General features: G+C 68.5%; 27 protein-coding genes. 19 read left to right on the forward strand and 8 right to left on the reverse strand.

Translation table 11 applies throughout. The features are described from left to right. Positions 1–91: 91 nt before the first annotated feature. Positions 92–1,633: an alkaline phosphatase D family protein gene (locus tag OHA18_RS26960; protein WP_328998092.1), complete on the forward strand. Its 1,542-nt coding sequence runs from the start codon at positions 92–94 to the stop codon at positions 1,631–1,633. Between the two features lie 3 nt (positions 1,634–1,636). Beyond that, entirely contained in the window at positions 1,637–2,875 is a 1,239-nt protein-coding gene (locus OHA18_RS26965; protein WP_328998093.1) for a hypothetical protein, read from the forward strand. A gap of 155 nt (positions 2,876–3,030) precedes the next feature. Here the strand turns inward: OHA18_RS26965 and OHA18_RS26970 are convergent, their stop codons facing one another. Next, positions 3,031–3,657 carry an anti-sigma factor family protein gene (locus OHA18_RS26970; RefSeq protein WP_328998094.1) on the reverse strand — a complete coding sequence of 209 codons (627 nt, stop codon included), beginning with the start codon at positions 3,655–3,657 and terminating at the stop codon, positions 3,031–3,033. Then, positions 3,654–4,157 (reverse strand): sigma-70 family RNA polymerase sigma factor, encoded by a 504-nt coding sequence (locus OHA18_RS26975; protein WP_328998095.1) that lies wholly within the window; start codon positions 4,155–4,157, stop codon positions 3,654–3,656. Before OHA18_RS26975 ends, OHA18_RS26970 begins: the two co-directional genes overlap by 4 nt. 87 nt (positions 4,158–4,244) lie before the next feature. Here OHA18_RS26975 and OHA18_RS26980 point away from each other — a divergent pair, with 87 nt between their 5' ends. Beyond that, the gene (locus OHA18_RS26980) at positions 4,245–4,757 is read left to right on the forward strand and encodes a hypothetical protein (protein WP_328998096.1); all 513 of its coding nucleotides are present in this window, start codon (positions 4,245–4,247) and stop codon (positions 4,755–4,757) included. 300 nt (positions 4,758–5,057) lie between these two features. Here the strand turns inward: OHA18_RS26980 and OHA18_RS26985 are convergent, their stop codons facing one another. Both OHA18_RS26985 and OHA18_RS26990 read right to left on the reverse strand, forming a co-directional pair. After that, positions 5,058–5,510: a nitroreductase/quinone reductase family protein gene (locus OHA18_RS26985; RefSeq protein ID WP_328998097.1), complete on the reverse strand. Its 453-nt coding sequence runs from the start codon at positions 5,508–5,510 to the stop codon at positions 5,058–5,060. Continuing rightward, positions 5,507–5,935 carry a PPOX class F420-dependent oxidoreductase gene (locus tag OHA18_RS26990; RefSeq protein WP_328998098.1) on the reverse strand — a complete coding sequence of 143 codons (429 nt, stop codon included), beginning with the start codon at positions 5,933–5,935 and terminating at the stop codon, positions 5,507–5,509. Before OHA18_RS26990 ends, OHA18_RS26985 begins: the two co-directional genes overlap by 4 nt. 72 nt (positions 5,936–6,007) lie before the next feature. Here OHA18_RS26990 and OHA18_RS26995 point away from each other — a divergent pair, with 72 nt between their 5' ends. Continuing rightward, entirely contained in the window at positions 6,008–6,505 is a 498-nt protein-coding gene (locus OHA18_RS26995; RefSeq protein ID WP_328998099.1) for a MarR family winged helix-turn-helix transcriptional regulator, read from the forward strand. Between the two features lie 83 nt (positions 6,506–6,588). Continuing rightward, on the forward strand, positions 6,589–7,515 hold the full coding sequence (locus OHA18_RS27000) for an AEC family transporter (protein ID WP_328998100.1): 927 nt from the start codon (positions 6,589–6,591) through the stop codon (positions 7,513–7,515). Between the two features lie 15 nt (positions 7,516–7,530). Here OHA18_RS27000 and OHA18_RS27005 read toward each other — a convergent pair whose 3' ends face one another. Together OHA18_RS27005 and valS are read right to left on the reverse strand one after the other, a co-directional pair. After that, positions 7,531–8,304 (reverse strand): hypothetical protein, encoded by a 774-nt coding sequence (locus OHA18_RS27005; RefSeq protein ID WP_328998101.1) that lies wholly within the window; start codon positions 8,302–8,304, stop codon positions 7,531–7,533. Positions 8,305–8,445: 141 nt separating this feature from the next. Beyond that, complete coding sequence (gene valS, locus OHA18_RS27010) at positions 8,446–10,998, reverse strand: valine--tRNA ligase (protein ID WP_328998102.1); 2,553 nt, start codon at positions 10,996–10,998, stop codon at positions 8,446–8,448. A 74-nt stretch (positions 10,999–11,072) separates the two neighbouring features. Here valS and OHA18_RS27015 point away from each other — a divergent pair, with 74 nt between their 5' ends. From OHA18_RS27015 to ndk, 3 genes are read left to right on the forward strand one after another with little or no spacing between them, the layout of a single operon-like run. Next, entirely contained in the window at positions 11,073–12,431 is a 1,359-nt protein-coding gene (locus tag OHA18_RS27015) for a bifunctional folylpolyglutamate synthase/dihydrofolate synthase (RefSeq protein WP_328998103.1), read from the forward strand. Next, complete coding sequence (locus tag OHA18_RS27020) at positions 12,428–12,790, forward strand: DUF4233 domain-containing protein (protein ID WP_328998104.1); 363 nt, start codon at positions 12,428–12,430, stop codon at positions 12,788–12,790. The genes OHA18_RS27015 and OHA18_RS27020 overlap by 4 nt, the downstream gene beginning before the upstream one ends. A gap of 3 nt (positions 12,791–12,793) precedes the next feature. Next, entirely contained in the window at positions 12,794–13,204 is a 411-nt protein-coding gene (ndk, locus tag OHA18_RS27025; RefSeq protein ID WP_328998105.1) for a nucleoside-diphosphate kinase, read from the forward strand. Between the two features lie 92 nt (positions 13,205–13,296). On the opposite strand, the gene OHA18_RS27030 is transcribed toward ndk, so the two are convergent. Continuing rightward, positions 13,297–13,431: a hypothetical protein gene (locus tag OHA18_RS27030; protein ID WP_328998106.1), complete on the reverse strand. Its 135-nt coding sequence runs from the start codon at positions 13,429–13,431 to the stop codon at positions 13,297–13,299. A 149-nt stretch (positions 13,432–13,580) separates the two neighbouring features. Between OHA18_RS27030 and OHA18_RS27035 the strand changes: the two genes are divergently transcribed. From OHA18_RS27035 to OHA18_RS27070, 8 genes are all read left to right on the forward strand, one after another. After that, complete coding sequence (locus OHA18_RS27035) at positions 13,581–14,609, forward strand: rod shape-determining protein (RefSeq protein WP_442914338.1); 1,029 nt, start codon at positions 13,581–13,583, stop codon at positions 14,607–14,609. A gap of 11 nt (positions 14,610–14,620) precedes the next feature. Next, positions 14,621–15,538: a rod shape-determining protein MreC gene (gene mreC, locus OHA18_RS27040; protein WP_328998107.1), complete on the forward strand. Its 918-nt coding sequence runs from the start codon at positions 14,621–14,623 to the stop codon at positions 15,536–15,538. Between the two features lie 4 nt (positions 15,539–15,542). Further along, complete coding sequence (gene mreD, locus OHA18_RS27045; protein WP_328998108.1) at positions 15,543–16,073, forward strand: rod shape-determining protein MreD; 531 nt, start codon at positions 15,543–15,545, stop codon at positions 16,071–16,073. Between the two features lie 49 nt (positions 16,074–16,122). Continuing rightward, the gene (mrdA, locus tag OHA18_RS27050; RefSeq protein WP_328998109.1) at positions 16,123–18,177 is read left to right on the forward strand and encodes a penicillin-binding protein 2; all 2,055 of its coding nucleotides are present in this window, start codon (positions 16,123–16,125) and stop codon (positions 18,175–18,177) included. 10 nt (positions 18,178–18,187) lie between these two features. Then, complete coding sequence (gene rodA / locus OHA18_RS27055) at positions 18,188–19,354, forward strand: rod shape-determining protein RodA (RefSeq protein WP_328998110.1); 1,167 nt, start codon at positions 18,188–18,190, stop codon at positions 19,352–19,354. Positions 19,355–19,534: 180 nt separating this feature from the next. Next, on the forward strand, positions 19,535–20,275 hold the full coding sequence (locus tag OHA18_RS27060; RefSeq protein WP_328998111.1) for a hypothetical protein: 741 nt from the start codon (positions 19,535–19,537) through the stop codon (positions 20,273–20,275). Positions 20,276–20,330: 55 nt separating this feature from the next. Continuing rightward, a complete protein-coding gene (locus tag OHA18_RS27065; protein ID WP_328998112.1) occupies positions 20,331–20,774 on the forward strand; it encodes a carboxymuconolactone decarboxylase family protein in 444 nt (147 codons plus the stop codon). Continuing rightward, entirely contained in the window at positions 20,723–21,658 is a 936-nt protein-coding gene (locus tag OHA18_RS27070) for a sigma-70 family RNA polymerase sigma factor (protein WP_328998113.1), read from the forward strand. The genes OHA18_RS27065 and OHA18_RS27070 overlap by 52 nt, the downstream gene beginning before the upstream one ends. Here OHA18_RS27070 and OHA18_RS27075 read toward each other — a convergent pair. Next, a complete protein-coding gene (locus OHA18_RS27075; RefSeq protein ID WP_328998114.1) occupies positions 21,587–21,997 on the reverse strand; it encodes a DUF2000 domain-containing protein in 411 nt (136 codons plus the stop codon). The two genes, OHA18_RS27070 and OHA18_RS27075, sit on opposite strands and share 72 nt — an antisense overlap. 79 nt (positions 21,998–22,076) lie before the next feature. Between OHA18_RS27075 and OHA18_RS27080 the strand changes: the two genes are divergently transcribed. The 3 genes from OHA18_RS27080 (at position 22,077) to OHA18_RS27090 (ending at position 25,418) form a co-directional block, all read left to right on the forward strand. Then, positions 22,077–22,535 carry an Lrp/AsnC family transcriptional regulator gene (locus tag OHA18_RS27080; RefSeq protein ID WP_328998115.1) on the forward strand — a complete coding sequence of 153 codons (459 nt, stop codon included), beginning with the start codon at positions 22,077–22,079 and terminating at the stop codon, positions 22,533–22,535. Between the two features lie 143 nt (positions 22,536–22,678). Further along, positions 22,679–23,422: an alpha/beta fold hydrolase gene (locus tag OHA18_RS27085; RefSeq protein ID WP_328998116.1), complete on the forward strand. Its 744-nt coding sequence runs from the start codon at positions 22,679–22,681 to the stop codon at positions 23,420–23,422. 64 nt (positions 23,423–23,486) lie between these two features. Next, positions 23,487–25,418 (forward strand): TIGR03960 family B12-binding radical SAM protein, encoded by a 1,932-nt coding sequence (locus OHA18_RS27090; protein ID WP_328998117.1) that lies wholly within the window; start codon positions 23,487–23,489, stop codon positions 25,416–25,418. Positions 25,419–25,443 lie beyond the last annotated feature (25 nt).

The raw sequence follows: 25,443 nt of genomic DNA on the forward strand, positions 1-25,443 counted from the left end.
ACACCGCACACACTCAAGGTCCCTGAATGGTCACCCAGCGTTCGACCATTCCGGGGGCCTCCCGCCCTGAGTACCCGTGAAGGTGAGGCTCATGAGCCCAATCAGTCGCAGGACCCTTGTTCTCGGCGGACTCGCCGCGGCTGGTGTCGGTGCCCTCCCGGCTGCCGCCCAGTCGTCCGTGATCACCGCCACCGCCGCCGTCCCGTACCCGTTCCAGCTCGGCATCGCGTCCGGTGAGCCCGACGCGAACAGCGTCGTGCTGTGGACCCGCCTGGCCCCGGCGCCGACCAACGCCGACGGCCAGGGCGGGATGGCGAACGCCGATGTCGCTGTGGACTGGCAGGTGTCGACCAGCGACACCTTCAGCACACTGGTGGCTTCCGGCACCGTCACCGCCAAGTACGCCGCCGCCCACTCGGTGCACGCCATCGCCGGCGGCCTCAACCCGGACTCCGACTACTTCTATCGATTCCGCGCCCAGGGCCACGTCTCGCCCGTCGGCCGGACCCGTACTACACCGGCGATCGGTGCGGCCGGCCGCAATCTGGTGATGGCGTTCACCTCCTGCTCGCACTACGAGGAGGGGTACTTCACCGTCTACCGCCGAATGGCCGAGGAGAACCCGGGCGTCGTCCTGCATCTCGGTGACTACATCTACGAGTACGGTCCGACCACGGGTCGCCCGCGTCTGCACCTCGGCAACGAGATCGTGGCACTCGCGGACTACCGCCGCCGGTACGCGCAGTACAAGACGGACCCGGACCTGCAGGCTGCGCACGCGGTTGCGCCGTGGATCGTCGTACCGGACGACCACGAGGTGGAGAACAACTACGCCGGCACGGTGCGCGAGAACAACACTCCGGCGCTGACGGCTGCGCAGTGGACCGCCCGGCGGTCGGCGGCGTACCAGGCGTACTACGAGAACATGCCGCTGCGGCCTGCTCAGGTGAACAGTGGCAACAGCATCCAGCTGTACCGGCGGCTGCGGTGGGGGAGTCTGGCGACGTTCCACATGCTCGACACCCGCCAGTACCGCAACGACCAGGCCTGTGGCGATGGGTGGCAGCTGTGCTCGGACGCCGATCTGGCCAACCGCAGTCTGCCCGGGAACCCGCAGGAGAGCTGGCTGCTGGACGGTCTGGGGCAGCACCTGGGGACCTGGGACATCATCGGACAGCAGGTGTTCTTTGCTCGCCGGTTCAACTCGACCGGCGCGAGCATGGACTCCTGGGACGGGTACCGCGCCTCGCGGGCGCGGATCCAGCAAGGCTGGGTCGACCGGGCGGTGCGCAACCCCGTCGTACTCACCGGAGACGTGCACCGGGCTTGGGCCAATGACCTGAAGGCTGACTACAACAACGCGAACTCGGTAACGATCGGCACCGAGCTCGTCACCAGCTCGGTGACGTCGAGCGGTGACGGTGACGGGGCCACCACGGTCCCGGATGTCGGTACGAACCCGTGGCTGAAGTTCTACAACAACCGGCGCGGCTACATCCGTGCGACGGTCAGCCCGACCGAGATGCGGGCCGACTTCCGCAACGTGGCGAAGGTGTCCGAGCACGGCGCCGCCGCGGCGACAGTGAAGTCGTTCGTGATCGAAGAGGGCCAGCCCGGACTGCAGGCGGTGTGACTCATGAAAACCTTGGCTATCACCGCTCTGGCGGCCATTGCGCTCACCTTCACCACGCCTACAGCTGATGCCCACGTTGCTGCACCCACCTGGGTGACAGCGAACAGCGTGTCCACCGGTGACCAGGACAACGCGTCCATCGCGACCAACCGGAACGGGTACGTCGCTGTGGCGTGGGAGGACGACCGCGACACCGACAACGCGACCGACAACGTCCACAGCGACATCTGGGTGCGGCTGTTCCACAACGGCACCGCGGTGTACGAGAAGAAGCTCTCCGCGGGTGGCGACAGCGGAATCACCAACTGGCGGCATCTGCACCCCGATGTCGGGCTGGACGACAAGGGCAACGCTGTCGTGGTGTGGCAGGACGATCCGGACGGCAACGGGTACTACAACATCCCGTACCGCGTCGTGAACACCGCTGGCACAGTGACAGCGACCGGCAACGCCAACACCAGTGCGACTGGTCAGCAGATCAACCCGCGAGTTGCTGTGGACCCGGACGGTGCGCCGTCCACTGCAGCGGTCGCGTTCACCGTGGCCTGGGAGGACATCCAGACCGGTACGCCGGCCACCGTGAAGGCAGCCGGCTACACCGGTCCCACCACTCGCGCCTGGGAGGTCACCGCCTCGCAGACGACCGGTCAGCATCACAACCCGGATGTAGCAGTGTCGGCGTCCGGTGACGCAGTCGTTGTCTGGGACGAGGACGGCGACGCCAACGGTGACTACAACATCGGACTGATCCGGCTGGGCCGGACCAACGGCGCGGCCACCCTGCCCCGCCGGGTCGCGAACGCCACGACCGCCGGCCAGCAGACGCTCGCATCGGTAGCCGCGAACTTCAACGGCGACTTCGCGGTCGCGTGGCAGACAGGTACGGCGGTCGCAACGCGCTCGTTCGACTCGGCGGGCACGGCGCGGTACGCCGACGTACAGGTCGCCGCAGCTGGCATCGCTCCGTCGATCGGGATCGACGATCAGGCGCAGACCGTGGTGGGCTGGACGGTCCAGGCCACCGACCTCGACGTGTGGGTCCGCGGCTTCGGGACGGACGGCACCGACACCGGTCGGCTGTCGTCGCAACAGCTCAGCTCCGCAACGGCGGGCCGGCAAGAGCAGATGACGGTCGCGGTATCGCCGTACGCCGAAGTAGCCGTCGCCTACACCGACGACAACGACGGCAACACCTACGACCAGGTGATCCTCGGCACCGGCATCTCCAACAACAGCTGGTGATTTAGGCGTCCCATTTGCCTGGCAGACAGGGAATTTGCCTGGTCTGCCAGGCAAATCGGGGGTTCATGACCGTGGATACGGGTCCGGAACCCCCGACTTCGTGGGTGGGCCAGGCAAATTGCTGGGTGACCAGGCGAATAGGACTCGGTGGTGGGCTACCTCGTGGATGGGGTGATGGTGCTGAGGACTGCGTCGGCTGACGTCACCACCTGGAGGCTGGTGATGTCTTGCAGAGGGATTGACGTGCTGGCTGGGACCTGGGCCTTGTAGGTGCCGTTCGATGCCCACCAGCCGGCTGTCTCGGTGGTCCCGTCGCGGCCGTGGACGATCAGCATGCAGTGCTCGTCGGGCTGCAGGTCGGTCAGGCGGAGTTGGATGTCTGTGCCCCAGCCGTGTCCGGTCAGCTTGGCTGTGGTGTCGATGCCGCCCACGCCGTCTGTTGCGGTCCACGTAGCCGAGGCTGGAGCAGTCACGAGGCCCCAGCTGACCACACCACTGAGCACGGCGGCCGACGCAGCTGCCAGCACCCAGCGGCGCCTCGGCCGCTTCTTCTTGGCCAGTTGGAGGGGCTTGGTCAGTTGGAGCGGCGCCGGCTCCGGCTGGTCCGTCTCGATGTCCTCGACCGGTACGGCGTGCAGCAGGCCCGGGAGGTGGGCGAACTGCAGCAGCGTCTCCCGACAGGTCGCGCAGGTCGCGAGGTGCTCCTCGGTCGCGCGACGCTCGGACGCCTCGAGCGCGCCCAGTACGTAGGCGCCGATCGACATCGTCTCCGGGCACGTCATGAGCCGGTCACTCCTTGTTCTTCCAGCGCCGCCCGCAACGCGTGCAGCGCGTAGTAGCTCCGCGACTTCACCGTCCCCGGCGGTACGCCGAGCACCACCGCCGCCTCGTTGACGGTCCGCCGCCGGTAGAACAGTTCGACGATCACCTGCCGGTGGTCGTGGCTCAGGCCGCGCATGACCTCGATCACCTGCCAGACCTGCAGCACGTGGTCGATGTCGTCGCCGAGGGCCGCGAACTCACGGTCGTCGATCGGTACCTCCGTCACCCGGGCCGCCTGTTTGCGATGGCCGGAGATGACCAGGTTGCGCGCGACCGTGAACAGCCAGCGGCCGGCCCGGTCCGGGTCCAGCTCGGCCGCGTGCGTCCAGGCGCGCGCCATCGTCTCCTGCACGATGTCCTCGGCGTACTGACGGTCCCCGCCCACCGAGCGCAGGACATAGCCGTAGAGCGGCCGCCGGTACTTGTCGTACAACGTGCGGATCACCGTGTCGTCATCCACACCTCAGAACTACGTACAGAAGCCGTAGAAGGTTCAACTGAACCTGTCCGCGGTGTCCCGCGTATCTGCTGGTGAAAGGAGCAAACGATGAAAACGACAATATTGTTGCTGGGAGCAACGGTGGCCGCGGTCGGAACGCTGGCTGCGTGTGGCGGTGGTTCGAGTACTCGATCGACCACTGGCGGGGCGGTGGCGGGGGCTGCGGTTTCGGTCCAGAACGTGAGCGGGGTAGGTGACACGCTGGTCGACTCGGCCGGCAAGACGCTGTACTTCGCCGACCAGGAGGCCGGCGGGATGATCAAGTGCACCGGCAACTGCCTGAGCTTTTGGATGCCGGCCACCGGGACTGCCGCCGATGCGAAGTCGGTGACCGGCCTGGGCGTGATGAAGCGCTCCGACACCGGCGCCGACCAGCTCACCTTCCAGGGCAAACCGCTGTACACCTTCAAACTCGACACCGGCGCCGGTAAGGCCCAAGGCAACAACGTCACCGACGCGTTCGCGGGCACCAGCTTCACCTGGCACGCCGCAACCACCACAGCCGCCGCGCCCACCCAGGCCCCGTCGAGCACGTCCGGGGGCGGCGCCTATGGCTACTGACAGCCGCAGGCGCCGGTGAGACGGCATCACCCGGCGCCGTGCAGGTGGTCTGATCGGGGAGCGTGGTGCAGGCGGCCGGGACAACCGGCGGGTGGTTGACGAACTCGAGCGGCAACTCGCCCCCGACCAGACCCGACCAACGCAGGTGGCCGGTCAGCACTTTGTTGCTCTTGGCATCGACCGGGTCGCCCGGGTACTGCGGGTTCGCGGTGAAGGTGAAATGGTCCGAGGCTCCGGTGGAATCTTTCTAGTCCAGGGACCAACCTGTCAGCATCTGACGGGTTACCTTTCAGTGCCGGATCAGGGCCGTGGGACCAGCTTGATCACCGGCAACTCTCGATCGGTCTTCACCTGGTACTCCGCGAACCGGGGCGACGCCGCCGTGATCAGGTCCCATGCCTCGGCCCGCTCCGCGCCGTGCAGCTGCTCCGCGCGGACCTCGATCGTCTCGCCGTCGACGTCGATCCGAACCTCGGGGTTCGCAGCGAGGTTGTAGTACCAGGCCGGGTTCCCGGGGGCGCCGGCCGCGGAGGCGACGATCAGCCGGCTGCCGTCGGCGCCGGGGAACCAGCCGACGGGCGTCGTCCGCTCCTCGCCGGATTTCCGCCCGATCGTGCGCAGGATCAACGCGTCGAAGCCCATGAACTTCCCGCCGCGCCGGATCCGCCGCGCCATCAGGCGATTCACCCAGAGCATCAACCGCCCCTTCGGCTGTCGCGCGCCGCGAGTGCCGGCCTTCGTGTCGAAGCTCATCGGCTCGTCACCGCCTCGGGCGCGTGGACGGTGCGAGTCGTGGTGACCTTCACATCGTGGCTGAACGGCCGGCCCTCGAGGTTGAAGCTCCACGAGACGGTCGGAGTGATCCGCAGGTACGCCGCAGGCCCGAACTGACCGTCCCGCTCGACCAGCTCCGCCTCGCCGTAGATCCGCAGGTAGCGAGGGATCCAGGGCTTCACGGACGCCAGGTCGTCGACGACGAAGGCCACCTTGGTGTTGCCGTCGCGGACGTTGCGGTACTTGCGGGTGCGGACCGGGTCCATCCCGCCGACGTACAGGTGTGTTCCGTCGTACTCGAAGCCGACCGGGACCGCGTCCGGCTGGCCGTCGCCGGAGACGGTGGCGAGGCGGCCCAGGGGTTGGGACCGGAGATAGTCGGTCTCCGCGTCGCTGAAGGACATCGGTTCTCCTCGATAGTTAACGGCATGAACTGTATGTGTCGTTAACCATACACGCCCTGTACCGTATTGGATGTGACTGAGACGGAAGCCGCGCGGGCTGTCGTCCGCACAGGTCCGCTGCACAGCGTCGACCTGCCGGCCGACCAGCTGGACGCGGCCGCTGGCCTGATCCAGCTGACGTCGCTGGTGCAGGGGATCTATGCCCGCGTCTCCGACCGGCACGACCTGACGCCGGTGCAGGCCAAGCTGCTGTGCGTGCTGCTCGGCGGCCCGCGGGGGATGGCTGAGTTGGCGGGTTGTTTCGGCGTGGAGAAGGCGGCGCTCACCGGGCTGATGGACCGGGCCGAGAAGCGCGGGCTGGCGGAGCGTTCCCCGGTGCCCGGCAATAGGCGGGCCCTGCAGGTGAATCTCACCGATGCGGGTCGCCGGGCCGCGACGGCGTTCCATGCCGAGGTCGGCGAGGCGCTGACCCAGCTGATGGCGGACCTGAGCCCGGCCGATCGCGAGCAGTTCCGCGCGACCATGGCCGGCATCGTCACCAGCTGCCGCAGCGGGAACGGCCCCTGCTGACCGTCCGGCCGTTGAACCGACGCTCTTGCTGGAGAGCGGTTTCCTATACGATCGCAGCGTGCCGAAGCCGCTGAGTACCTGAGATGTCCGCCGTCGTCGGTGCCTTCGGTGCGCTGGTCGCAGTGGCCGTGCTCGGGTACGTCGTCGGCCTCCTCGGCGTACTGCGTTCGCAGGACGAGCTGGTGCTGTCGCGGCTCGCGTTCTTCGTCGCGACGCCGGCGCTGCTGTTCACGACGGTCGCGCGGGCAGACCTTCGGGCAATCTTCTCGGTCGTCCTGGTCACCAATCTGCTGAGCCTGTTCGTGGTTCAGGCGATCTTCCTCGTCGTCGCGGCGGTGATCTGGCGACGGACGCGGTCCGAGGCGACGATCGGTGTGCTCGCGTCGTCGTACGTGAACGCGGGCAACCTCGGCGTACCGGTGGCGGCGTACGTGCTGGGGAACGGTGCGTTGGTCGCACCAATCGTCTTGTTCCAGGTGGTGGTGATGGCGCCGATCGCGTTCGCCGTCCTGGATCATGATCGGCAGGGGACCGGGCGGCGGGTGTCGCTGCGGACCATGGTGACGCGGCCGTTCCGCAATCCGCTGACGGTGGCGTCCCTGCTCGGACTGCTGGTTTCGCTGCTGGGGCTGCCGTTGCCGGAGCTCGTGATGCGGCCGATCGACCTGGTCGCCGCGGCGGCGGTGCCGGTCGCGCTGGTGGCCTACGGGTTGAGCTTGAGCGCGGGGACGAAGGATTCGATCACGTTGCGGCGGGACGTCGTACTCGCGGTGGCGTTGAAGGCATTCGTCCAGCCACTGGCGGCGTACGCGATCGCGCGGTGGGTGCTCGACCTGCACGGTACGGCGCTGCTCGCCCCGACGCTGCTGGCCGCGCTACCGACGGCGCAGAACGTCTATGTGTACGCCGTGCACTATCGGGCGAGCCGCACGCTTGCTCGAAGCGCGGTCCTGCTGAGCACGCTGCTCTCGATCCCGATCATGATCCTGATCGCAGGGCTGCTCGCCTGAGTCAGCGCCCGGGAATCAGCGCATGGCCTTGAAGGCTTCTTCGGCGACTGGCTCGACCTGGTCGACGTTGACGCCCTCGTTGGCGGACTGGGCGATGACCGTGAGCGTGTTGGATCCCCGGTAGCACTGGGTCGGCAGGTTGCCGCTCGACTCGACGCAGGTGGAGGAGCCGACCTTCTTGATCTTGTCCGCGGCGGCGCCGGAGTCCGCGACGGTCTTGTCGATGTCGACCTTGCCGCGCAGCGCGATGATCACGAAGAGCCGGTCGCCGTCGAGGCTGCCGTACGCCTCCACGGTCACCTGTTTGCCGTTGTTGATCCGGCTCAGCGCTTCACGGGTCTGGTCGAGGCCGGCCCGGTCGCGGATATCGGGATCGGTGATCCGGTCGAGGCCGGCGAGCTTCGCGGGCGGTGTGATTCCGCGCTGCGCGTTCAGCCGGTTGAGCGGCCCCAGACCCCAGACGTAGCCGAGCAGCGCCAGCACGATCAGCACAGCCACCGCCGCCACGACCGTGACCCACGGCCCCCGCACCCGGATCCGCCACCACTTCTTCTTCGGCTGCGCGTCCTTTTCCGGCTGCCCGTCCTTCTGCGGTTGGCCGGCCGCAAACTCGGCCAGCTTGCTCCCAGCCGTACCCCCAGCGTTCTCCCCAGCGGTGTCCGCCGTTGTGTCGCCAGGCGTGTCCCCAGCCGGGACGGCGGCCAGCTCGGCAGTGTCCGCGCCGGCATCGGCCGTGGTGACGGCCTGCTCCGTCGGCTTCGGATCCGCCGGGTCGGTGGGGTCGCTCATGGGGTGGCTCCTCGGACGTTTGGTCACGGGGTTCGGACCCGATGCTTCCACATCAGCACAAACCGGTATCGCAGGGTAGTCGTTCGGCGACACGCACAGGTGCCCGCCTCCCGAACAGGAGACGGGCACCTCGAGACGTGCTCAGAGCGCGGCGACCACCTTGACCGCGTCGGAGTCGTCGGCGTTCCAGACGATCTCGCCGGTGATCCGGCCGGCGGCCCGCAGATCCGGCTCGGCGCGCTCGGCCAGCGACAGCCGCGCGGCAGGACCGGTGACCTCGACCTTGCTGACCTCGGTCTTCATCGAGACCTGCGCCTCGGACTTCGCCCCGCGGATCCCGGCGAGGACCTCCGAGACGGCGTCCAGCACCTCGGGCTCCTGCGCCGCGACCGCGAGATCGACATCCGGCTGCGGCCAGCTGGTCACATGGATCGAACCCTCCTGCCACCACGACCAGACCTCCTCGGTCGCGAACGGCAGGTACGGCGCGAGCAGCCGGAGCTGGACCGACAACGCGACCGCGAGGGCCGCCTTCGCCGAGGCTGCGCCGGCGTCACCCTGACCGCCGTACGCGCGCTCCTTGACCAGCTCGACGTAGTCGTCGCAGAACGTCCAGAAGAACCGCTCGCTGATCTCCAGCGCACCGGTGTAGTCGTACCGCTCGAAGGCGGCCGTGGCGTCCGCGACGACCGACCGCAGCCGCTGCAGCATCGCCAGGTCGACCGGCTCGGTGACCGCGGCCGCGTCGACCGTCGTCGCCCCGAACCCGAGGACGAACTTCGACGCGTTCAGAACCTTGATCGCAAGCCGCCGGCCGACCTTCATCTGCGACTCGTCGAACGGCGAGTCCAGCCCCGGCCGCGCCATCGCCGCCCGCCACCGGACCGCGTCCGACCCGAACTTCTCCAGGATCTCGGACGGGATGATCGCGTTGCCCTTGGACTTCGACATCTTCTTGCGGTCCGGGTCGACGACGAACCCGGAGATCATCGACCGCGCCCACGGCAGCGTGCCGTTCTCGAAGTGGGCCCGGACGACGCGGGAGAACAGCCAGGTGCGGATGATCTCGTGCGCGTGCGTGTTCAGGTCCATCGGGAAGGTACGCCGGAACAGGTCGTCGTCGCGCTCCCAGCCGCAGACGATCTGCGGGGTCAGCGAGGACGTCGCCCAGGTGTCCATCACGTCGGGGTCGGCCTCGAACCCGCCCGGCTTGCCGCGCTGGGACTCGTCGTAGCCCCGCGGCGGCTGCGACGTCGGATCGATCGGCAGCTCGGCCTCGGCCGGCATCAACGGGTGGTCGTAGTCCGGCTCGCTCTCGGCGTCCAGCGGATACCAGACCGGGAACGGGACGCCGAAGTACCGCTGGCGGGAGATCAGCCAGTCGCCGTTCAGGCCCTCGACCCAGTTCAGGTAGCGGTGGCGCATGTGCTCGGGGACCCAGGCGAGCTCGTCGCCGCGCTCGATGAACTCCTGCTTGAGCGCGGCGTCGCGGCCGCCGTTGCGGATGTACCACTGCCGGGTGGAGACGATCTCGAGCGGCTTGTCGCCGTTCTCGTAGAAGTTCGCCATCCGCTGCGTCGGCTTCGGCTCGCCGTCCAGGTCGCCGCTCTCACGCAGCTTGCCGACGATCAGCTCGCGGGCGCTGAAGACGGTCTTGCCGGCCAGCTCGGAGTACAGCTCCGAGCCCGCCGCGGAGCCTTCGAGCCACGCCGGGGTGTCGCGGAGCAGCCGGCCGTCGCGGCCGATGACCGTGCGGACCGGGAGCTGCAGCTCGCGCCACCACTGGATGTCGGTCTGGTCGCCGAACGTGCAGCACATCGCGATACCGGCGCCCTTGTCCTTCTCGGCCGCTTCGTGGGCCAGGACCGGGACCTCGACGTCGAACAGCGGCGTGCGGACCGTCGTACCGAACAGGTGCTTGTAGCGGTCGTCGTCCGGGTGCGCGATCAGCGCGACGCAGGCCGGGATCAGCTCGGGCCGCGTGGTCTCGATGTAGATCGGGCCGTCGGCGCCATGGAAGGCGATCCGGTGATAGGCGCCCGGATACTCCCGCGCCTCCAGCTCGGCCTGCGCGACCGCGGTCTGGAACGTGACGTCCCACATCGTCGGGGCCTCGGACAGGTAGGCCTCGCCGCGGGCGAAGTTGCGCAGGAAGGCGCGCTGCGACGTCCGCCGGGAGTCCTCGGAGATCGTGGTGTACAGATACGACCAGTCGACGCTGAGGCCGACCTGGCGCCACATCGCCTCGAACGCCTGCTCGTCGATGTGGGTCAGCTCGCCGCACAGGTCGACGAAGTTCTGCCGGGCAATCGGGACCTGCTTCTTCGGGTCCGGCTTGGCCGGCGGCGTGAAGTCCGCGTCGTAGGGCAGGGTCGGATCGCACTTGACGCCGTAGTAGTTCTGGACCCGGCGCTCGGTGGGCAGGCCGTTGTCGTCCCAGCCGATCGGGTAGAAGACCTTCTTCCCGCGCATCCGCTGGAAGCGGGCCACCAGGTCGGTGTGGGTGTAGCTGAAGATGTGGCCGACGTGCAGCGACCCGGAGACCGTGGGCGGGGGCGTGTCGATCGAATACACGTCGGCACGCTCGGCTGTGCGGTCGAAGGCGTAGGTCTGCTGCTCCTTCCATACGGCAGCCCACTTCTCCTCGAGGCCGTCGAGGCTGGGCTTGTCTGGAACGCGGGACGTCTGGCTCATGCGCACAATCGTAGTGGTTGTCAAGGGGTGCTCCGAACGCTTATCCACAGGCCCCTTCTAGACTGGGCCTCCTGATGAGCGACCTCTCTTACGCCGACGTGTCGGCCCTGCTCCAGGCGCGCTGGCCGGAGCACAAGATCGAGCCCACCCTGGATCGGGTCCGGCGGCTCGTCGAGCTGCTCGGCGACCCCCAGAAGGCCTACCCGGTGGTGCACCTGACGGGGACCAACGGCAAGACGTCCACGGCCCGGATGATCGACACCCTGCTGCGCGAGGCCGGGCTGCGGACGGGCCGGTTCACCAGCCCGCACCTGGAGTCGGTGCGGGAGCGGATCACGCTGGACGGCGAGCCGATCAGCGAGGAACGCTTCGTCGACGCGTACGCCGAGATCGCGCCGTACCTGGATGTCGTGGACTCCGAGCAGGAGCACCCGCTGACCTTCTTCGAGGTGATGACGGGGATGGCGTACTCCGTGTTCGCCGATGCGCCGGTCGACGTCGCGGTGATCGAGGTCGGCCTCGGCGGCAGCTGGGACTCGACCAACGTCGCCGACGGGACCGTCTCGGTGATCACCCCGGTCGCGGTCGACCACGCGCACCTGCTGGGCGCGGATCCGGTCACGATCGCCGGCGAGAAGTCCGGCATCATCAAGCCCGGCGGTACGACGGTGATGTCGGAGCAGAGCCTGGAGGTCTTCGAGGTACTGCTCCGCAGGGCGGCCGAGGTCGGGTCCCAGGTCGCCCGCGAGGGGATCGAGTTCGGCATCGTCGCCCGTACGCTCGCGGTCGGCGGCCAGGTCGTCACGATCAAGGGCCTCGGCGGTGAGTACGACGAGCTGTTCATCCCGCTGCACGGTGAGTACCAGGCGCACAACGCGGCCGCTGCGGTCGCCGCGGTCGAGGCACTGCTCGGCGCCGGCCCGGAGTCCGAGGGCCGTGTCACCACCGAGCTGCTGCAGGCAGGCTTCGCCAACGTCACCAGCCCTGGCCGGATGGAGGTCGTGCGGCAGAGCCCGACGGTCATCGTCGATGCCGCCCACAACCCGCACGGCGCAGAGGCGACCGCGGCGACGGTCTCGGAGGCGTTCCAGTTCCAGCCGCTGATCGGCGTCCTCGGCTGCATGAAGGACAAGGACGTGTACGGCGTCCTGGAGGCCTACGAACCGATCATGGAGACGGTCGTCTGCACCCGGAACAGCTTCGTCGAGCGCTCGATGCCGGCCGAGGAGCTGGGCGAGCTGGCGGCCGAGGTGTTCGGTGAGGAGCGGGTGCTGGTCCGGCCGCATCTGATCGACGCGATCGACGACGCGATCCGGCTGGCCGAGGAGAACGCGGTCGCGTTCGGCACCGGCGGCGTACTGATTACCGGCTCAGTCATCACCGCCGGTGAGGCCCGCACGCTGCTGGTCCGTAAGCCGAAGGACGAGCAGTGAGATCGCTCGCGTCGATCGTGCTCGGGTTCGAGTCGATCGTGCTCGCTCTGGTCACGCCGGTGATGATCTCGGTCGCGAATGTCCGTCCCGCCGTCGCGGTCCCGGTGTGCCTCGGTCTGGCGGTGCTCGCGATCGTCGCCGCCGGCCTGCTGCGGTTCCGGGCCGGGTACGTCCTCGGCTCGGTGGTCCAGGTCGGCGCGGTCGGTCTCGGCTTCGTCGTCTCGGTGATGTTCTTCCTCGGCGTCGCGTTCGCCGGCTTCTGGGTCGCCGCGATCGTCCTCGGCCGCCGCATCGAGGAGGCCAAGAAAGCGCACGAGCAGTTAGGCTCATCCGCCCAGACAAGTTCGAGAGAGAGTTGACAGATGTCGCAGCGCACGCTGGTCCTGCTGAAGCCCGACACGGTCCGCCGTGGCCTGGTCGGTGAGGTGCTCGGCCGGTTGGAGTCCAAGGGCCTCCGGATCGTCGCCATGGACCTGCGCACGATCGACGGCGAGATGGCCGACCAGCACTACGCCGAGCACGTCGAGAAGGCCTTCTACCCGCCGCTGCGCGACTTCGTCACCAGCGGCCCGCTGGTCGCGATGGTGCTCGAGGGCGACGAGGCGATCGAGGTCATCCGCGCGCTGAACGGCGCCACCGACGGCCGCAAGGCCGCCCCCGGCACCATCCGCGGCGACCTGTCGCTGTCCAACCGCGAGAACCTGGTCCACGGGTCCGACTCCGAGGAGTCCGCCGGCCGCGAGATCAAGATCTGGTTCCCGGACCTGCCCTGACTTGAAGGACTCGCCTGTGCTTCCTGACCCGACGGCGGTCCATCCCATGCCGGGGCAGCCGCGGGTCGTGCTGCTCAAGCCGCTGGTCACGACTACGGCATCGTCGGCGGCAACCCGGCGCAGGTCATCCGTCGCCGCCACAGCGACGCGGACGTCGACCGGCTGCTCGCCATCGCCTGGTGGGACTGGCCGCTCGAGCAGATCACCGAACACCTCCGCACGATCATGTCCGGGACGGTCGGCGACCTGGAGGCCGTTGCGGACTGCAGGTGAGTGGACCGATACGATCTGTTCCTGGACGGACCGGGTCGTGTCGGTCCACGGGCTGTGCGCGGGCGGCGCTTAGCCTGAAGGTGGTCGAGTGGGAGGTGCCGCGGTGGCGAACAGCATGCTCGGCCGCGACATGGCGGTCGATCTCGGTACGGCGAACACCCTGGTGTACGTGCGCGGACGGGGCGTCGTACTGAACGAGCCCTCCGTGGTCGCGACCCGGACGGACGACCCGCGGGAAGCGGTCGCGTTCGGGCACGAGGCGAAGAAGATGATCGGCCGGACGCCGGGCAACATCACCGCGATCCGCCCGCTCAAGGACGGCGTGATCGCCGACTTCGACGCCGCCGAGCAGATGCTGCGGTACTTCATCCAGCGCGTGCACCGGCGGCGGTACTTCGCCAAGCCGCGGATCGTGGTCTGCGTCCCGTCCGGGATCACCGCGGTCGAGCAGCGCGCGGTCCGCGACGCCGGGTACATGGCCGGCGCCCGCAAGGTGTACATCATCGAGGAGCCGATGGCCGCCGCGCTCGGCTCGAACCTCGAGGTCCGCGACGCCACCGGCAACATGGTCGTCGACATCGGCGGCGGTACGACGGAGGTCGCGGTCATCTCGTTCGGCGGCATCGTCACCAGCCAGTCGATCCGGGTGGCCGGCGACGCCATCGACAAGGCGATCGTGAACTACTGCAAGAAGGAGTTCTCGCTGCTGCTCGGCGAGGCCACCTCGGAGCAGATCAAGATGACCATCGGGTCCGCGTTCCCGACCACCGACGGCCCCGACAGCGAGATCCGCGGCCGGGACATGGTGTCCGGCCTGCCGCGGACCGTGAAGGTCTCCTCGGCCGACATGCGCCAGGCGATCGAGGAGCCGATCACCGCGATCGTCGACGCGGTCAAGGCGACCCTGGACAAGACTCCGCCGGAGCTGGCCGGCGACATCGTCGACCGAGGCATCGTGCTGACCGGCGGCGGCGCGCTGCTGAAGGGCATGGACGAGCGGCTGCGGCACGAGACCGGCATCCCGATCCACGTCGCGGAGAACCCGCTCGACGCGGTCGTCCTCGGCGCCGGCAAGTGCGTCGACAACATCGAGACCCTCAACCGCATCCTGGTCACCGACAACCGGCGCTGAGGTACCACCCGATGCTCAAAGACCTCGGTACCCCGGCCAAAGGCCTGCTCCGCGCGACCGGCATGCCGCGGCAGGTCCGCCGCCGCCGGACCGTGCTGGTGCTGGTGATCCTGGCCTGTTTCACGCTGATCGTGCTCGACGCCCGCCGCTCGGCCGGTTCGCCGGTCGAGCCGCTGCGGGAGGCCGCGGCCGGCGTGTTCGGCCCGCTGGAGTCGACCGCCAGCTCGGCCCGGCAGCCTGTGGACAACCTCCGTGACCGGTTCGCGGAAATGGATAGGTTGAAAGCAGAGAACGAAAAACTCAAACAGGACAACGAGAATCTGACCCAGGAGCTGAACACCTCCGACTACGCCCGCAACCGGGCGCAGGAGCTGGACAAGCTGCTCAAGGTCGCGCCGGCGTACACGATGACGCCGGCCCGGGTGATCGGGATCGGTGGCGCCCAGACGTTCAGCCACACGGTCACGATCGACGCCGGGACGGCGGACGGCGTGCACACCGACATGACCGTGCTGAACGGGACAGGTCTGGTCGGCCGGGTGGTGCGCACCACCACGGGGACCGCGACCGTGCTGCTGATCGGCGACCGCAACTCGACCGTCGGCGGCCGGCTGAACTCGTCGATGGCGCTCGGGTTCGTCTCCGGGCGTGGCGACGTGGACGGCACCCTCGACTACAAGCTCGTCGACCCGAAGGCGCGGCCCAAGGTCGGCGACCGGATCGTCACCTGGGGCTCGAGCGGCAACGCGCCGTACGTGCCGGGCGTCCCGATCGGCGTCGTCACCTCCGTGACGCCGAACGAAGGCTCCCTCGGATCCACCGCGACCATCAAGCCGTACGTCGACCCGACCCGGATCGACACCGTCGGCGTGGTGACCGGACCACCCGCTCGCCCACCAAGAGCCCAACTACCAGGAAAGGGGAACTGACACCGTGATCGCTTTGCGCATCGGCTTGGCTGCCCTTTTCCTGATGGTGGCCGTCACCGTGCAGACGTCCGTGCTGAGCAACATCGCCGTCGCCGGGGTCACCTGTGACCTCACGCTGATCGTGGTGATCGCCCTCGCGCTGTCCCGCGGGCCGGAGTGGGGTGCGATCGCCGGATTCGTCGGCGGTCTGCTCCTCGACGTCGTGCCGCCGGCCGACCACACGGCCGGCCGGTGGGCGCTGTCGCTGGCCATCGCGGGATACATCGCCGGCCTGATCCGCCGTGAGACCTCCAGCGGGCCGGTCGGGCCGCTCGGCGTCGCGCTGACGGTCGTGCTCGGGACGGCGGTCTCGTTCTTCATCTACTGCGCGACCGGCTCGCTGCTGCACGACCCGTCGGTCGACTGGAGCGAGTTCGGCGTCCGCCTCGGCATCGCCGCCGGGTACGACGTGGTCGGCGCGATCGTGGTCATCCCGCTGGTCATGTGGATCATGGGCCGCGTCCAGCCCGCCCGCGAGCGCCGGGTCGCGCCATGAGCCCACACCTGATCCCGGCCGAAGGCCGGCAACTCGATCGGCCGACGGCATGAGCTGGGACGGGTTCGAAGCGCCGCTCAAGGCCCGGTTGCGGTTGTTCGTGATCGGGGTGCTCGTCTTCTCGTTGCTCTGCACACTGTTCGGCCGGCTCTGGTACATGCAGGTGATGTCGAGCGCCGACTACAGCCAGGCAGCCACACAGCAACACATCCGCCAGGTCCTGATCCCGGCCCCGCGAGGCACGATCGTCGACTCGAAGGGCCGGACCCTCGTCGGCAACCGGGTCTCGCTGATGATCACCGTCGACCGGTCGGTGCTCGCCAAACTCCCCGACAGTCAGCAGAACGCCGTCCTCGCGCGACTGGCGAAGGTGCTCGGCCAGAAGCCCGCGGACCTCAAGGCCCGCACCATGCTCTGCGGTGAGCCGGGCGCGTCCAAACCACCCGCCTGCTGGAACGGCACGCCGTACCAGCCGATCCCGGTCGCGAAGGACGTCAGCGAGCAGGTCGCGATCGACGTGATGGAGCGCCGCGAGGACTTCCCCGGGGTCGCGGCCGATTCGCAGACCCTCCGCGCGTACCCCGCTCCGTACAAGGTGAACGCGGCGCACATCCTCGGATACCTGTCGCCGATCACCACCGACGAGCTCGCGGACATGGACAAGGCCGGGCAGGACTCGGTCCCGCACCGGTCGGACCTGGTCGGCCGGGCCGGCGTCGAGCGCTCGTACGACAAGCTGTTGCGCGGCACGCCCGGCGAGAAGGACGTCATCGTCGACGCCGTCGGGTACACGACCGGCATCAAGAAGCAGACCGCCCCGATCCCCGGTGCCACCCTGGTCACCACGATCGACTCGCGGATCCAGGCCTCGGTCGAGGCCCAGCTGAAGAACGCGATCATGACCGCGCGGAAGCAGACCGACCCGGTCACCCACAAGAAGTACGTCGCCGACTCCGGCGCCGCCGTGGTGATGGACACCAAGACCGGCCGGGTCGTCGCGATGGCCAGCTACCCGACGTACGACCCGGGCGTCTGGGTCGGCGGCATCACCCAGCGCGAGCTGGACGCGCTCTATTCGGCCAAGTCGGGGACGCCGCTGGTCTCCCGCGCGCTGCAGGCGCAGCTCGCGCCGGGGTCGACGTTCAAGCCGATCACCACCTCGGCCGCGATGGGCGCCGGGTACGGCCCGAAGACGCGGGAGGACTGCTCGTCGTACTTCGAGGTCGGCAACCGCCGGTTCAAGAACTACGAGTCCGCGTCGTACGGGATGATCGGCTTCGACCAGGCGCTGGCGCTGTCCTGCGACACGTTCTTCTACCGGATCGCGTACGCGCTCTGGCTGAAGGAGGGCGGCAACTCCAGCGACATCAGCACCTACGACCCGCTGGTCGAGATGGCGAAGAAGTTCGGCCTCGGCAAGCCGACCGGGGTCGACCTGCCCGGCGAGGCGAGCGGCCGGATCGCGGACCGCCAGTGGAAGAAGACGTACTACGACGCGATGAAGGACTACTACTGCAAGCTGTCGGCCAGCCCGCCCGCCGGGACGTCGGCGTTCCTGAAGCAGTTCGCCCGCGAGTTCTGCGTCGACGGGTACAAGTACCGTGCCGGTGACGCGGTGAACTTCGCGATCGGCCAGGGCGACACCACCGTCACCCCGCTACAGCTCGCGACCGTCTACTCGGCCCTGTCGAACGGCGGCACCCTGTTCGAGCCGCGCGTCGTCCAGTCCTGGGTCGGTGCGAACGGCAAGCCGCACGAGATCAAGCCGACGGTGAAGTCGAAGCTCCCGGTCGCGAAGACCACCCTGCGCTACATCGACAACGCGCTGAAGCAGACCACGCGGACCGGGACGGCGGCGTGGAAGTTCCAGGGCTTCCCGCTCGACAAGATCCCGGTCCGGGCCAAGACCGGGACGGCCGAGGTCTACGGCAAGCAGACCACGTCGTGGCTTGCGTCGTACACCGATCAGTACGCCGTGGTGATGATGATCAGCCAGGCCGGTACGGGTTCGGGCGCCGGTGGTGACGCGGTCCGGAAGATCTACGAGGCGCTGTACAACATCACGCCGGCTCCGCCGCCCGGGCAAGAGAAGCCGAAGCAGTGAGGGCACGCCGATGGCTCTGCTGACTCCGATCCGGACGCGACCGCGGATGGACCGGCGGTCGACCGTGTGGCAGGTGGACTGGGTCCTCGTGCTCGGCGTCGTCGCGCTGTCGTTCATCGGCGCGATGCTGATCTGGTCCGCGACCCACAACCGGACCTCACTGACCGACGGCAAGCCCGACGCGTTCCTGATCCGGCACGCGCTGAACTTCGCGATCGGTCTGGTCCTCGCGATCGGCGCCGCGGTCACCGACCACCGCCGGGTCCGGATTCTCGCCCCGGTCCTGTACGCCGCCTCGATCGTCGGACTGATCCTGGTCCTGGTGCCGGGCGTCGGCTCGACGATCAACGGGTCGCGGTCCTGGATCCAGCTCCCGTTCATGTCGATCCAGCCGAGCGAGTTCGCCAAGCTCGCGGTGATCGTCGGGATGGCGTTGCTGATCGCGGAGAAGGGCGAGACCGACCGCAACGAGAACGCCCGGACGATCGACGTCGCGCAAGCGGTCGGGGTCGCGGCCGTACCGGTGATCCTGGTGATGCTGCAGCCGGACCTGGGCACGGTGATGGTGCTCGGCTCGATCGTGTTCGGGATCATCGCGGTGTCGGGCGTGCCGAAACGCTGGATGCTCGGTCTGCTCACCGCGGGTGTGCTGGTCGCGGCGATCGCGATCAAGCTGCACATCCTGAAGCAGTACCAGATCTCCCGCTTCATCGCGTTCGCGAACCCGTCGTCGGACCCGCAGGGCATCGGCTACAACGTGAACCAGGCCCGGATCGCGATCGGGAACGGCGGCGTCTTCGGGCAGGGACTGTTCCACGGCGGCCAGACCCAGAACGCGTTCGTCCCCGAGCAGCACACCGACTTCGTCTTCACTGTCGCGGGGGAGGAGCTCGGGCTGATCGGCGCCGGGGCGATCATCGTGCTGTTCGCGGTGATCCTGTTCCGCGGGCTGCGGATCGCGATCAACGCGCGGGACGCGTTCGGCCGGCTGGTGGCGACCGGGATCGTCTGCTGGTTCGCGTTCCAGGCGTTCGAGAACATCGGTATGACGCTCGGCATCATGCCGGTCACCGGCCTGCCGCTGCCGTTCGTGTCGTACGGCGGTTCGTCGATGTTCGCCTGCCTGCTCGCCGTCGGCCTGCTGCAGAACATCCACCTCCGGTCCCACCGCTACTGACCAGAGCCCTGACACGTCAGGTACGCTCCCTCCGCGCTCCCAGTCCAGCCCGGAGAGGTCCATGACTCTACTGATGCCACGCCTCCGGCGCGGCGGGTCATGGGGCTGTGACTCTCGGGCTTCCCTCGTCGCTCCGGTCGCTTTGCTCCCTCCGCTCCTCAGTCCAGTCCGAGAGGCCCCATGACCAGGTACGTGTCGTTCCCGCTCGCGCTCGCCACCGCCCTCACGTTGTCTCTCTCCGCCTGCGGCGGGGACGACGACAAGAAGGACGCCGGTACGCCGCTCACCACGCCGACGCCCAGCGCGACGCCGAGCACACCGGCGCCGACGGCGACGTCGACGGTGCCGGTGACCCGGACGGCCGCCGAGCTCACCAAGGCGCTGCTCGAGCTGAGCGACCTGCCGAGCGGGTTCTCCCAGGAGAAGGACGAGCCCGACGACGGCTCGAAGCCGTTCTCGTCACCGACCAGTCGCTGCAAGACGCTGGTGAAGTACCTGAACGCCACCAAGGCCCCGGGTTCGAAGGCCAGCGTGACCCGCACCTTCTCCGGCGGCCAGGAGGGCCCCTACATCGACTACGGCCTCGACTCGATGGGCACCGCGGACGAGGTCGCCGACCTCCGCGACTCCTACGCCGACGCCGTCGACTCGTGCACGAAGGTCACGCTCAAGACCGAGGGCTCCGGCAACACCTCGATGAAGGTCGAGAAGGTCATCGCCCCGGCGTACGGCACGAAGCCGTTCGCGTTCCACCTCACCGGCACCAGCGGACCCAAACGAGGCCTCGAGTACACCGCTGTCGTCACCGGTGTCGACGACGTGATCCTCTCCATCGGCGTCCTCGCCAGCGACGGCGCCGAGCTCGACCCCGCCACCGAGGCAGCCGTTACCAAGGCCCGGCAGGTGCTCAAGCCGGCGTGACCGGTGTCACACCGCTCGTTGTCACGCCGGGGTCGCCGATCACCGTCGTGTTGGCATGGACGAGCGGATGAACTTCAGCAAGGTCTCGCCGGCCGGCTTCCGGGCCGTGTTCGGCGTCGAGAAGTATGTGCAGGGCGTTCTGGACCACTCGGTGCTGCACCTGATCAAGGTGCGGGCGTCGATACTCAACGGGTGTGCGTTCTGCCTCGACATGCATACGACGGACGCGTTGAAGGAGGGCGAGAGCAGTCAGCGCCTGTTCGGGCTCGCGGCCTGGCGCGATTCGTCGTTCTACGACGACCGTGAACGCGCCGCGCTGGCGCTGACCGACGCGGTCACGGTGCTCGAGCGCGACGGCGTACCGGACGAGGTCTGGGACGCGGTGGTGGAGCACTTCGGCGAGGAGGGGGCTGCGAACGTGCTCCTCGCGATTGGCACCATCAACCTGTGGACCCGTCTGAACGTCGCGACCCGGAGACAGCCGGAACTGGCCGGTTGATCCTGCACGAATTCGAGTCGGCCCGCGGCATGCTCGCCGGCCTCGCGTACCGGTTGCTGGGCAGCTGGCACGACGCCGAGGACGTGCTGCAGGACGCGTACGTCCGCTGGTCCGCGGCCGACCGTACCGATGTGGCCGAGCCGCGTCGCTACCTGACCAGGGTGGTGACGCGGCTGTCCATCGACGTACTCCGAACCCGGAAGGCGCGCCGCGAGAGCTACACCGGCGAGTGGCTGCCCGAGCCGGTGCCATCGGATGCCCTGGAGCTCGAGGACATCTCGATGGCGCTGCTGCATCTGATGGAGCGGCTCACTCCGCCGCAGCGCGCTGTCTACGTGCTCCGCACCGCCTTCACTCTCCCGTACGACGAGATCGCCGAGATCCTCGACCGTACGCCGGAAGACTGCCGCCAGCTCCACCGCCGGGCCTTGCACGAACTGGCGGACGATCGGCCCCGCTTCCAGCCCTCGGCCGCCGAGCAACGCCGCCTTCTGCTGGACTTCGTCGCTGCCGCCCGCGACGGCGACCTCCAGCGCCTGGAGCATCTGCTCAAGGACTCGGTCACGTCGTGGACCGATGGCGGTGGCCTCCGCCGGGCTGCCCGCAAACCGGTGGTCGGACGCGAGAAGGTCGCCAACTTCTTCACCCACATCTACGCCCACGCCGATCTCACCATCACACCGGTCGACCTGGCCACCGGTCCCGCCCTGAAAATAGTTGTCCGCGGCAACCACCACGTCCTCACCGTGGACACCGACGGCACCCGGATCACGACGATCCGGGTCCTCGCCAACCCGGAGAAGCTCGGCGTACTAGCGGTAGAGCGGGAGGGCGCCCGTGAGGGAGTCGACGGTGGGCCGGGGGCCGTAGAGGGCCAGGCCTAGGTAGTCGATGTCTTCGGGCTTGGTGCCGCTCAGCCTGGTGGACATCTGGTCGTACGTGCGGGCCTGCTGGGCGACCTGGGTCATGTCGTGGATGGTGATGTCGGACCGCGTTGCCGCCTCGGCCCGGAGCGAGCGGAGGTGGTCGGCGGGAGCCCGGAGTACCGGGATCGGGTGGGCGCACATGCCGGTGTGGGGTGTGCCGGAGGCGTCGGCAGTGTCTGGGCCGACGGTGTCGTCGTGGTGGCGGCCGAGGCCTACGCCTAGGAGCGCGGCGGTGTTGAGGGCTACGCCGACCGGCGCTTCGGTCGCGATGATCACGACCATCTTGTTCGTCAGCACGCTCGCGAAGGTAGCCCAACGCGCGGATGATGCGCGCTGACTCCGAACATCGTTCGGCGGATCTGCGAAAATGGGCGGCATGGACGAACTTGATACGGCGCTGCTGCGGATGCTGCAGAACGATGCCCGCCGGACGAACCGCGACATGGCGGCCGAGCTCAAGATCGCCCCGTCGACCTGCCTGGAGCGGATCCGCGGGCTGCGCGATCGCGGGGTGATCAGCGGGTACCACGCGGCTGTCGACCTGAAGGCGATCGACCGCTCGACCCAGGCGATCATCTCGATCAAGCTCCGGCCGCAGGCGATGGCGGTGGCGACGGCGTTCCAGGCGTACGTGATGGACCTGCCGCAGACGTTGGACATGTTCATGGTGTCGGGCGGGTCGGACTTCCTCGCCCACGTCGCAGTCAAGGACACCGAAGCCCTCCGCGACCTGGTCCTCGCCCTGGCCAAACGCCAGGAAATCGCCGACATCCGCAGCTCGGTCGTCTTCGAACACCACCGGCGAACGACGGTCATGCCGCTGCCAGAGTCCTGAACCCGCCCGCCCGGCGCCGTAAACCGTGCCCTCGCACACCATCCGGGGGCTGTGAACAAGCAATAACCTGTTCAAGCCCCCCACAGCATGTCCAAACCCCCGATCCCCGGCGCCGCGGTTGGGGACTTCGTAGGGTGGGACGTATGCGACTCAATTACGTGGAGACCGGTCCGGCCGACGCGCCTGTGGTGCTGCTCGGGTCGTCGCTCGGTGCCAACCAGGCGATGTGGGCGCCGCAGGTCGAGGTGCTGGCGCAGCGGTTCCGGGTGGTGGCGTTCGATCATCGCGGCCACGGGAAGTCCGACACACCGGACGGGCCCTACACGATCGACGACCTGGGTCGCGACGTCGTGGAGTTGCTGGACACGCTCGAGATCGAGCAGGCGTCGTACGTCGGGATCTCGCTGGGCGGATCCGTAGGCCTCTGGCTGGCGCAGAACGCACCCGGCCGATTCCACCGTTTCGCCGTGATCTGCCCGCCGACCAACCCGGCGGACAACGCGCAGATGTGGACGGACCGCGCCGCGCAGGTCCGCGCCGAAGGCACCCAGGCGATCGCCGACGCGACCCTCGGCCGATGGTTCCTTCCCGGGTTCACCGGCATCGAGCCGGTCCGTCAGATGCTGCTCGACTGCTCCGACGAGGGGTACGCGGCCTGCTGCGAAGCGCTCGGCTCGACCAATCTCCTCCCAGGCCTGTCGACCATCACCGCCCCGGTCCTCGTCATCACGGCCGACTCCGACACCTCGATCCCGCCGGAAACCGTCGTACCCGCGGCCGGCCAGATCCCCGGCGCCCACCTCGAAATCATCGAGAACGCCGCCCACCTCGTCACCTATTCGCACCCCCACCTCATCAACCCCCTACTCCTCGCCCACCTCGGCTGAATGCGGCGTACGGGCGTCGCGGCGTTAACCTGGTAGGCGCTCTGCTCGCTGACTGGAAGTGGCTATGACTGTCGAATCGCTGTTCCCGCGCCTGGAGGCGTTGCTGCCGAGTGTGCAGAAGCCGATCCAGTACGTCGGAGGTGAGCTGAACTCGGTCAGCAAGGAGTGGGACGCGGTCAGCGTCCGCTGGGCGCTGATGTACCCCGACGCGTACGAGGTCGGCCTGCCCAACCAGGGCGTGCAGATCCTGTACGAGGTGCTGAACGAGCGCGACCACATCCTGGCCGAGCGGACGTACTCCGTGTGGCCGGATATGGAGCAGATCATGCGGGACAACGACATCCCGCAGTTCACCCTGGACAGCCACCGGCCGGTCCGGGCGTTCGACGTGTTCGGGCTCTCGTTCTCGACCGAGCTCGGGTACACGAACATGATGACCGCGCTCGACCTGGCCGGCATCCCGCTGCATGCCGTCGACCGGACCGACGAGGACCCGATCGTGCTGGCCGGCGGGCACGCCGCGTTCAACCCGGAGCCGATCGCGGACTTCATCGACGCCGCCGTCCTGGGTGACGGCGAGGAGATCGTGCTCGCGATCTCCGAGGTCATCCGGGAGTGGAAGGACGAGGGCCGCCCGGGCGGTCGCGACGAGGTACTGCTCCGGCTGGCGAAGTCCGGCGGCGTGTACATCCCGAAGTTCTTCACCGTCGACTACCTGCCGGACGGCCGGATCCAGCGCGTCGTACCCAACCGCCAAGGCGTTCCGTTCCGGACCGCGAAGCACACGGTGATGGACCTCGACGCGTGGCCGTACCCGAAGAAGCCGCTGGTGCCGCTGGCCGAGACCGTGCACGAGCGGTACTCCGTGGAGATCTTCCGCGGCTGTACCCGTGGCTGCCGGTTCTGCCAGGCGGGCATGATCACCCGGCCGGTGCGCGAGCGCAGCATCACCACGATCGGCGACATGGTCGAGAACGGGCTGAAGCAGTCCGGGTTCGAGGAGGTCGGCCTGCTGAGTCTGTCGTCGGCCGACCACAGTGAGATCGCGGAGGTCGCCAAGGGCCTCGGGGACCGGTACGAGGGCAGCAACGTCTCGTTGTCGTTGCCTTCGACAAGGGTCGACGCGTTCAACATCACGCTGGCGAACGAGTTCTCCCGCAACGGCCGGCGCAGTGGTCTGACCTTCGCGCCCGAGGGCGGGTCGGACCGGATGCGCAAGGTGATCAACAAGATGGTCACCGAGGAGGACCTGATCCGCACGGTCGCGGCGGCCTACAGCCACGGCTGGCGGCAGGTGAAGCTGTACTTCATGGTCGGCCTGCCGACCGAGACCGACGAGGACGTGCTGGCGATCGCCGCCCTGGCGAAGCGGGTGATCGAGACCGGCCGCGAGGTGTCCGGACGTCGCGACATCCGGTGCACGGTGTCGATCGGTGGATTCGTGCCGAAGCCGCACACCCCGTTCCAGTGGGCCGCGCAGCTCGGCGCCGAGGAGACCGATGCCCGACTGTCGAAGCTGGCCGCGGCGATCCGGTCCGAGAAGGGCTACGCGAAGGCGATCGGCTTCCGGTACCACGACGGCAAGCCGGGCATCATCGAAGGCCTGCTGTCGCGCGGCGACCGTCGCGTCGGCCGCGTGATCGAGGCCGTCTGGCGCGACGGCGGCCGGTTCGACGGCTGGAGCGAGCACTTCTCGTTCGACCGCTGGGTCGCAGCCTGCGAGACGGCGCTGGCCGGCGAACCGGTCGACCTCGCCTGGTACACGACGCGGGAGCGCGAGTACGCCGAAGTACTGCCGTGGGACCACCTGGACTCGGGCCTGGACCGCGACTGGCTGTGGGAGGACTGGCAGGACTCGCTCGAGGAAGACGGCGCGATCGAGGTCGAGGACTGCCGCTGGACCCCCTGCTTCGACTGCGGCGTCTGCCCGCAGATGGGCACCGAGATCCAGATCGGTCCCACCGGTAAGAAGCTGCTGCCTCTTTCGGTGCTCTGATCCTCACCCGACCGTCCACTCTCGG

The organism is Kribbella sp. NBC_00709 (assembly GCF_036226565.1).
GTDB lineage: Bacteria > Actinomycetota > Actinomycetes > Propionibacteriales > Kribbellaceae > Kribbella.

Coding starts and splice junctions, on each gene's coding strand:
- OHA18_RS26960 (WP_328998092.1), top strand. CDS start 92: ATGAGCCCAATCAGTCGCAGGACCCTTGTTCTCGGCGGACTCGCCGCG.
- OHA18_RS26965 (WP_328998093.1), top strand. CDS start 1,637: ATGAAAACCTTGGCTATCACCGCTCTGGCGGCCATTGCGCTCACCTTC.
- OHA18_RS26970 (WP_328998094.1), bottom strand. CDS start 3,657: ATGACGTGCCCGGAGACGATGTCGATCGGCGCCTACGTACTGGGCGCG.
- OHA18_RS26980 (WP_328998096.1), top strand. CDS start 4,245: ATGAAAACGACAATATTGTTGCTGGGAGCAACGGTGGCCGCGGTCGGA.
- OHA18_RS26985 (WP_328998097.1), bottom strand. CDS start 5,510: ATGAGCTTCGACACGAAGGCCGGCACTCGCGGCGCGCGACAGCCGAAG.
- OHA18_RS26990 (WP_328998098.1), bottom strand. CDS start 5,935: ATGTCCTTCAGCGACGCGGAGACCGACTATCTCCGGTCCCAACCCCTG.
- OHA18_RS27000 (WP_328998100.1), top strand. CDS start 6,589: ATGTCCGCCGTCGTCGGTGCCTTCGGTGCGCTGGTCGCAGTGGCCGTG.
- OHA18_RS27005 (WP_328998101.1), bottom strand. CDS start 8,304: ATGAGCGACCCCACCGACCCGGCGGATCCGAAGCCGACGGAGCAGGCC.
- valS (WP_328998102.1), bottom strand. CDS start 10,998: ATGAGCCAGACGTCCCGCGTTCCAGACAAGCCCAGCCTCGACGGCCTC.
- OHA18_RS27015 (WP_328998103.1), top strand. CDS start 11,073: ATGAGCGACCTCTCTTACGCCGACGTGTCGGCCCTGCTCCAGGCGCGC.
- ndk (WP_328998105.1), top strand. CDS start 12,794: ATGTCGCAGCGCACGCTGGTCCTGCTGAAGCCCGACACGGTCCGCCGT.
- OHA18_RS27030 (WP_328998106.1), bottom strand. CDS start 13,431: ATGATCGTGCGGAGGTGTTCGGTGATCTGCTCGAGCGGCCAGTCCCAC.
- mreC (WP_328998107.1), top strand. CDS start 14,621: ATGCTCAAAGACCTCGGTACCCCGGCCAAAGGCCTGCTCCGCGCGACC.
- mrdA (WP_328998109.1), top strand. CDS start 16,123: ATGAGCTGGGACGGGTTCGAAGCGCCGCTCAAGGCCCGGTTGCGGTTG.
- rodA (WP_328998110.1), top strand. CDS start 18,188: ATGGCTCTGCTGACTCCGATCCGGACGCGACCGCGGATGGACCGGCGG.
- OHA18_RS27060 (WP_328998111.1), top strand. CDS start 19,535: ATGACCAGGTACGTGTCGTTCCCGCTCGCGCTCGCCACCGCCCTCACG.
- OHA18_RS27065 (WP_328998112.1), top strand. CDS start 20,331: ATGGACGAGCGGATGAACTTCAGCAAGGTCTCGCCGGCCGGCTTCCGG.
- OHA18_RS27080 (WP_328998115.1), top strand. CDS start 22,077: ATGGACGAACTTGATACGGCGCTGCTGCGGATGCTGCAGAACGATGCC.
- OHA18_RS27085 (WP_328998116.1), top strand. CDS start 22,679: ATGCGACTCAATTACGTGGAGACCGGTCCGGCCGACGCGCCTGTGGTG.
- OHA18_RS27090 (WP_328998117.1), top strand. CDS start 23,487: ATGACTGTCGAATCGCTGTTCCCGCGCCTGGAGGCGTTGCTGCCGAGT.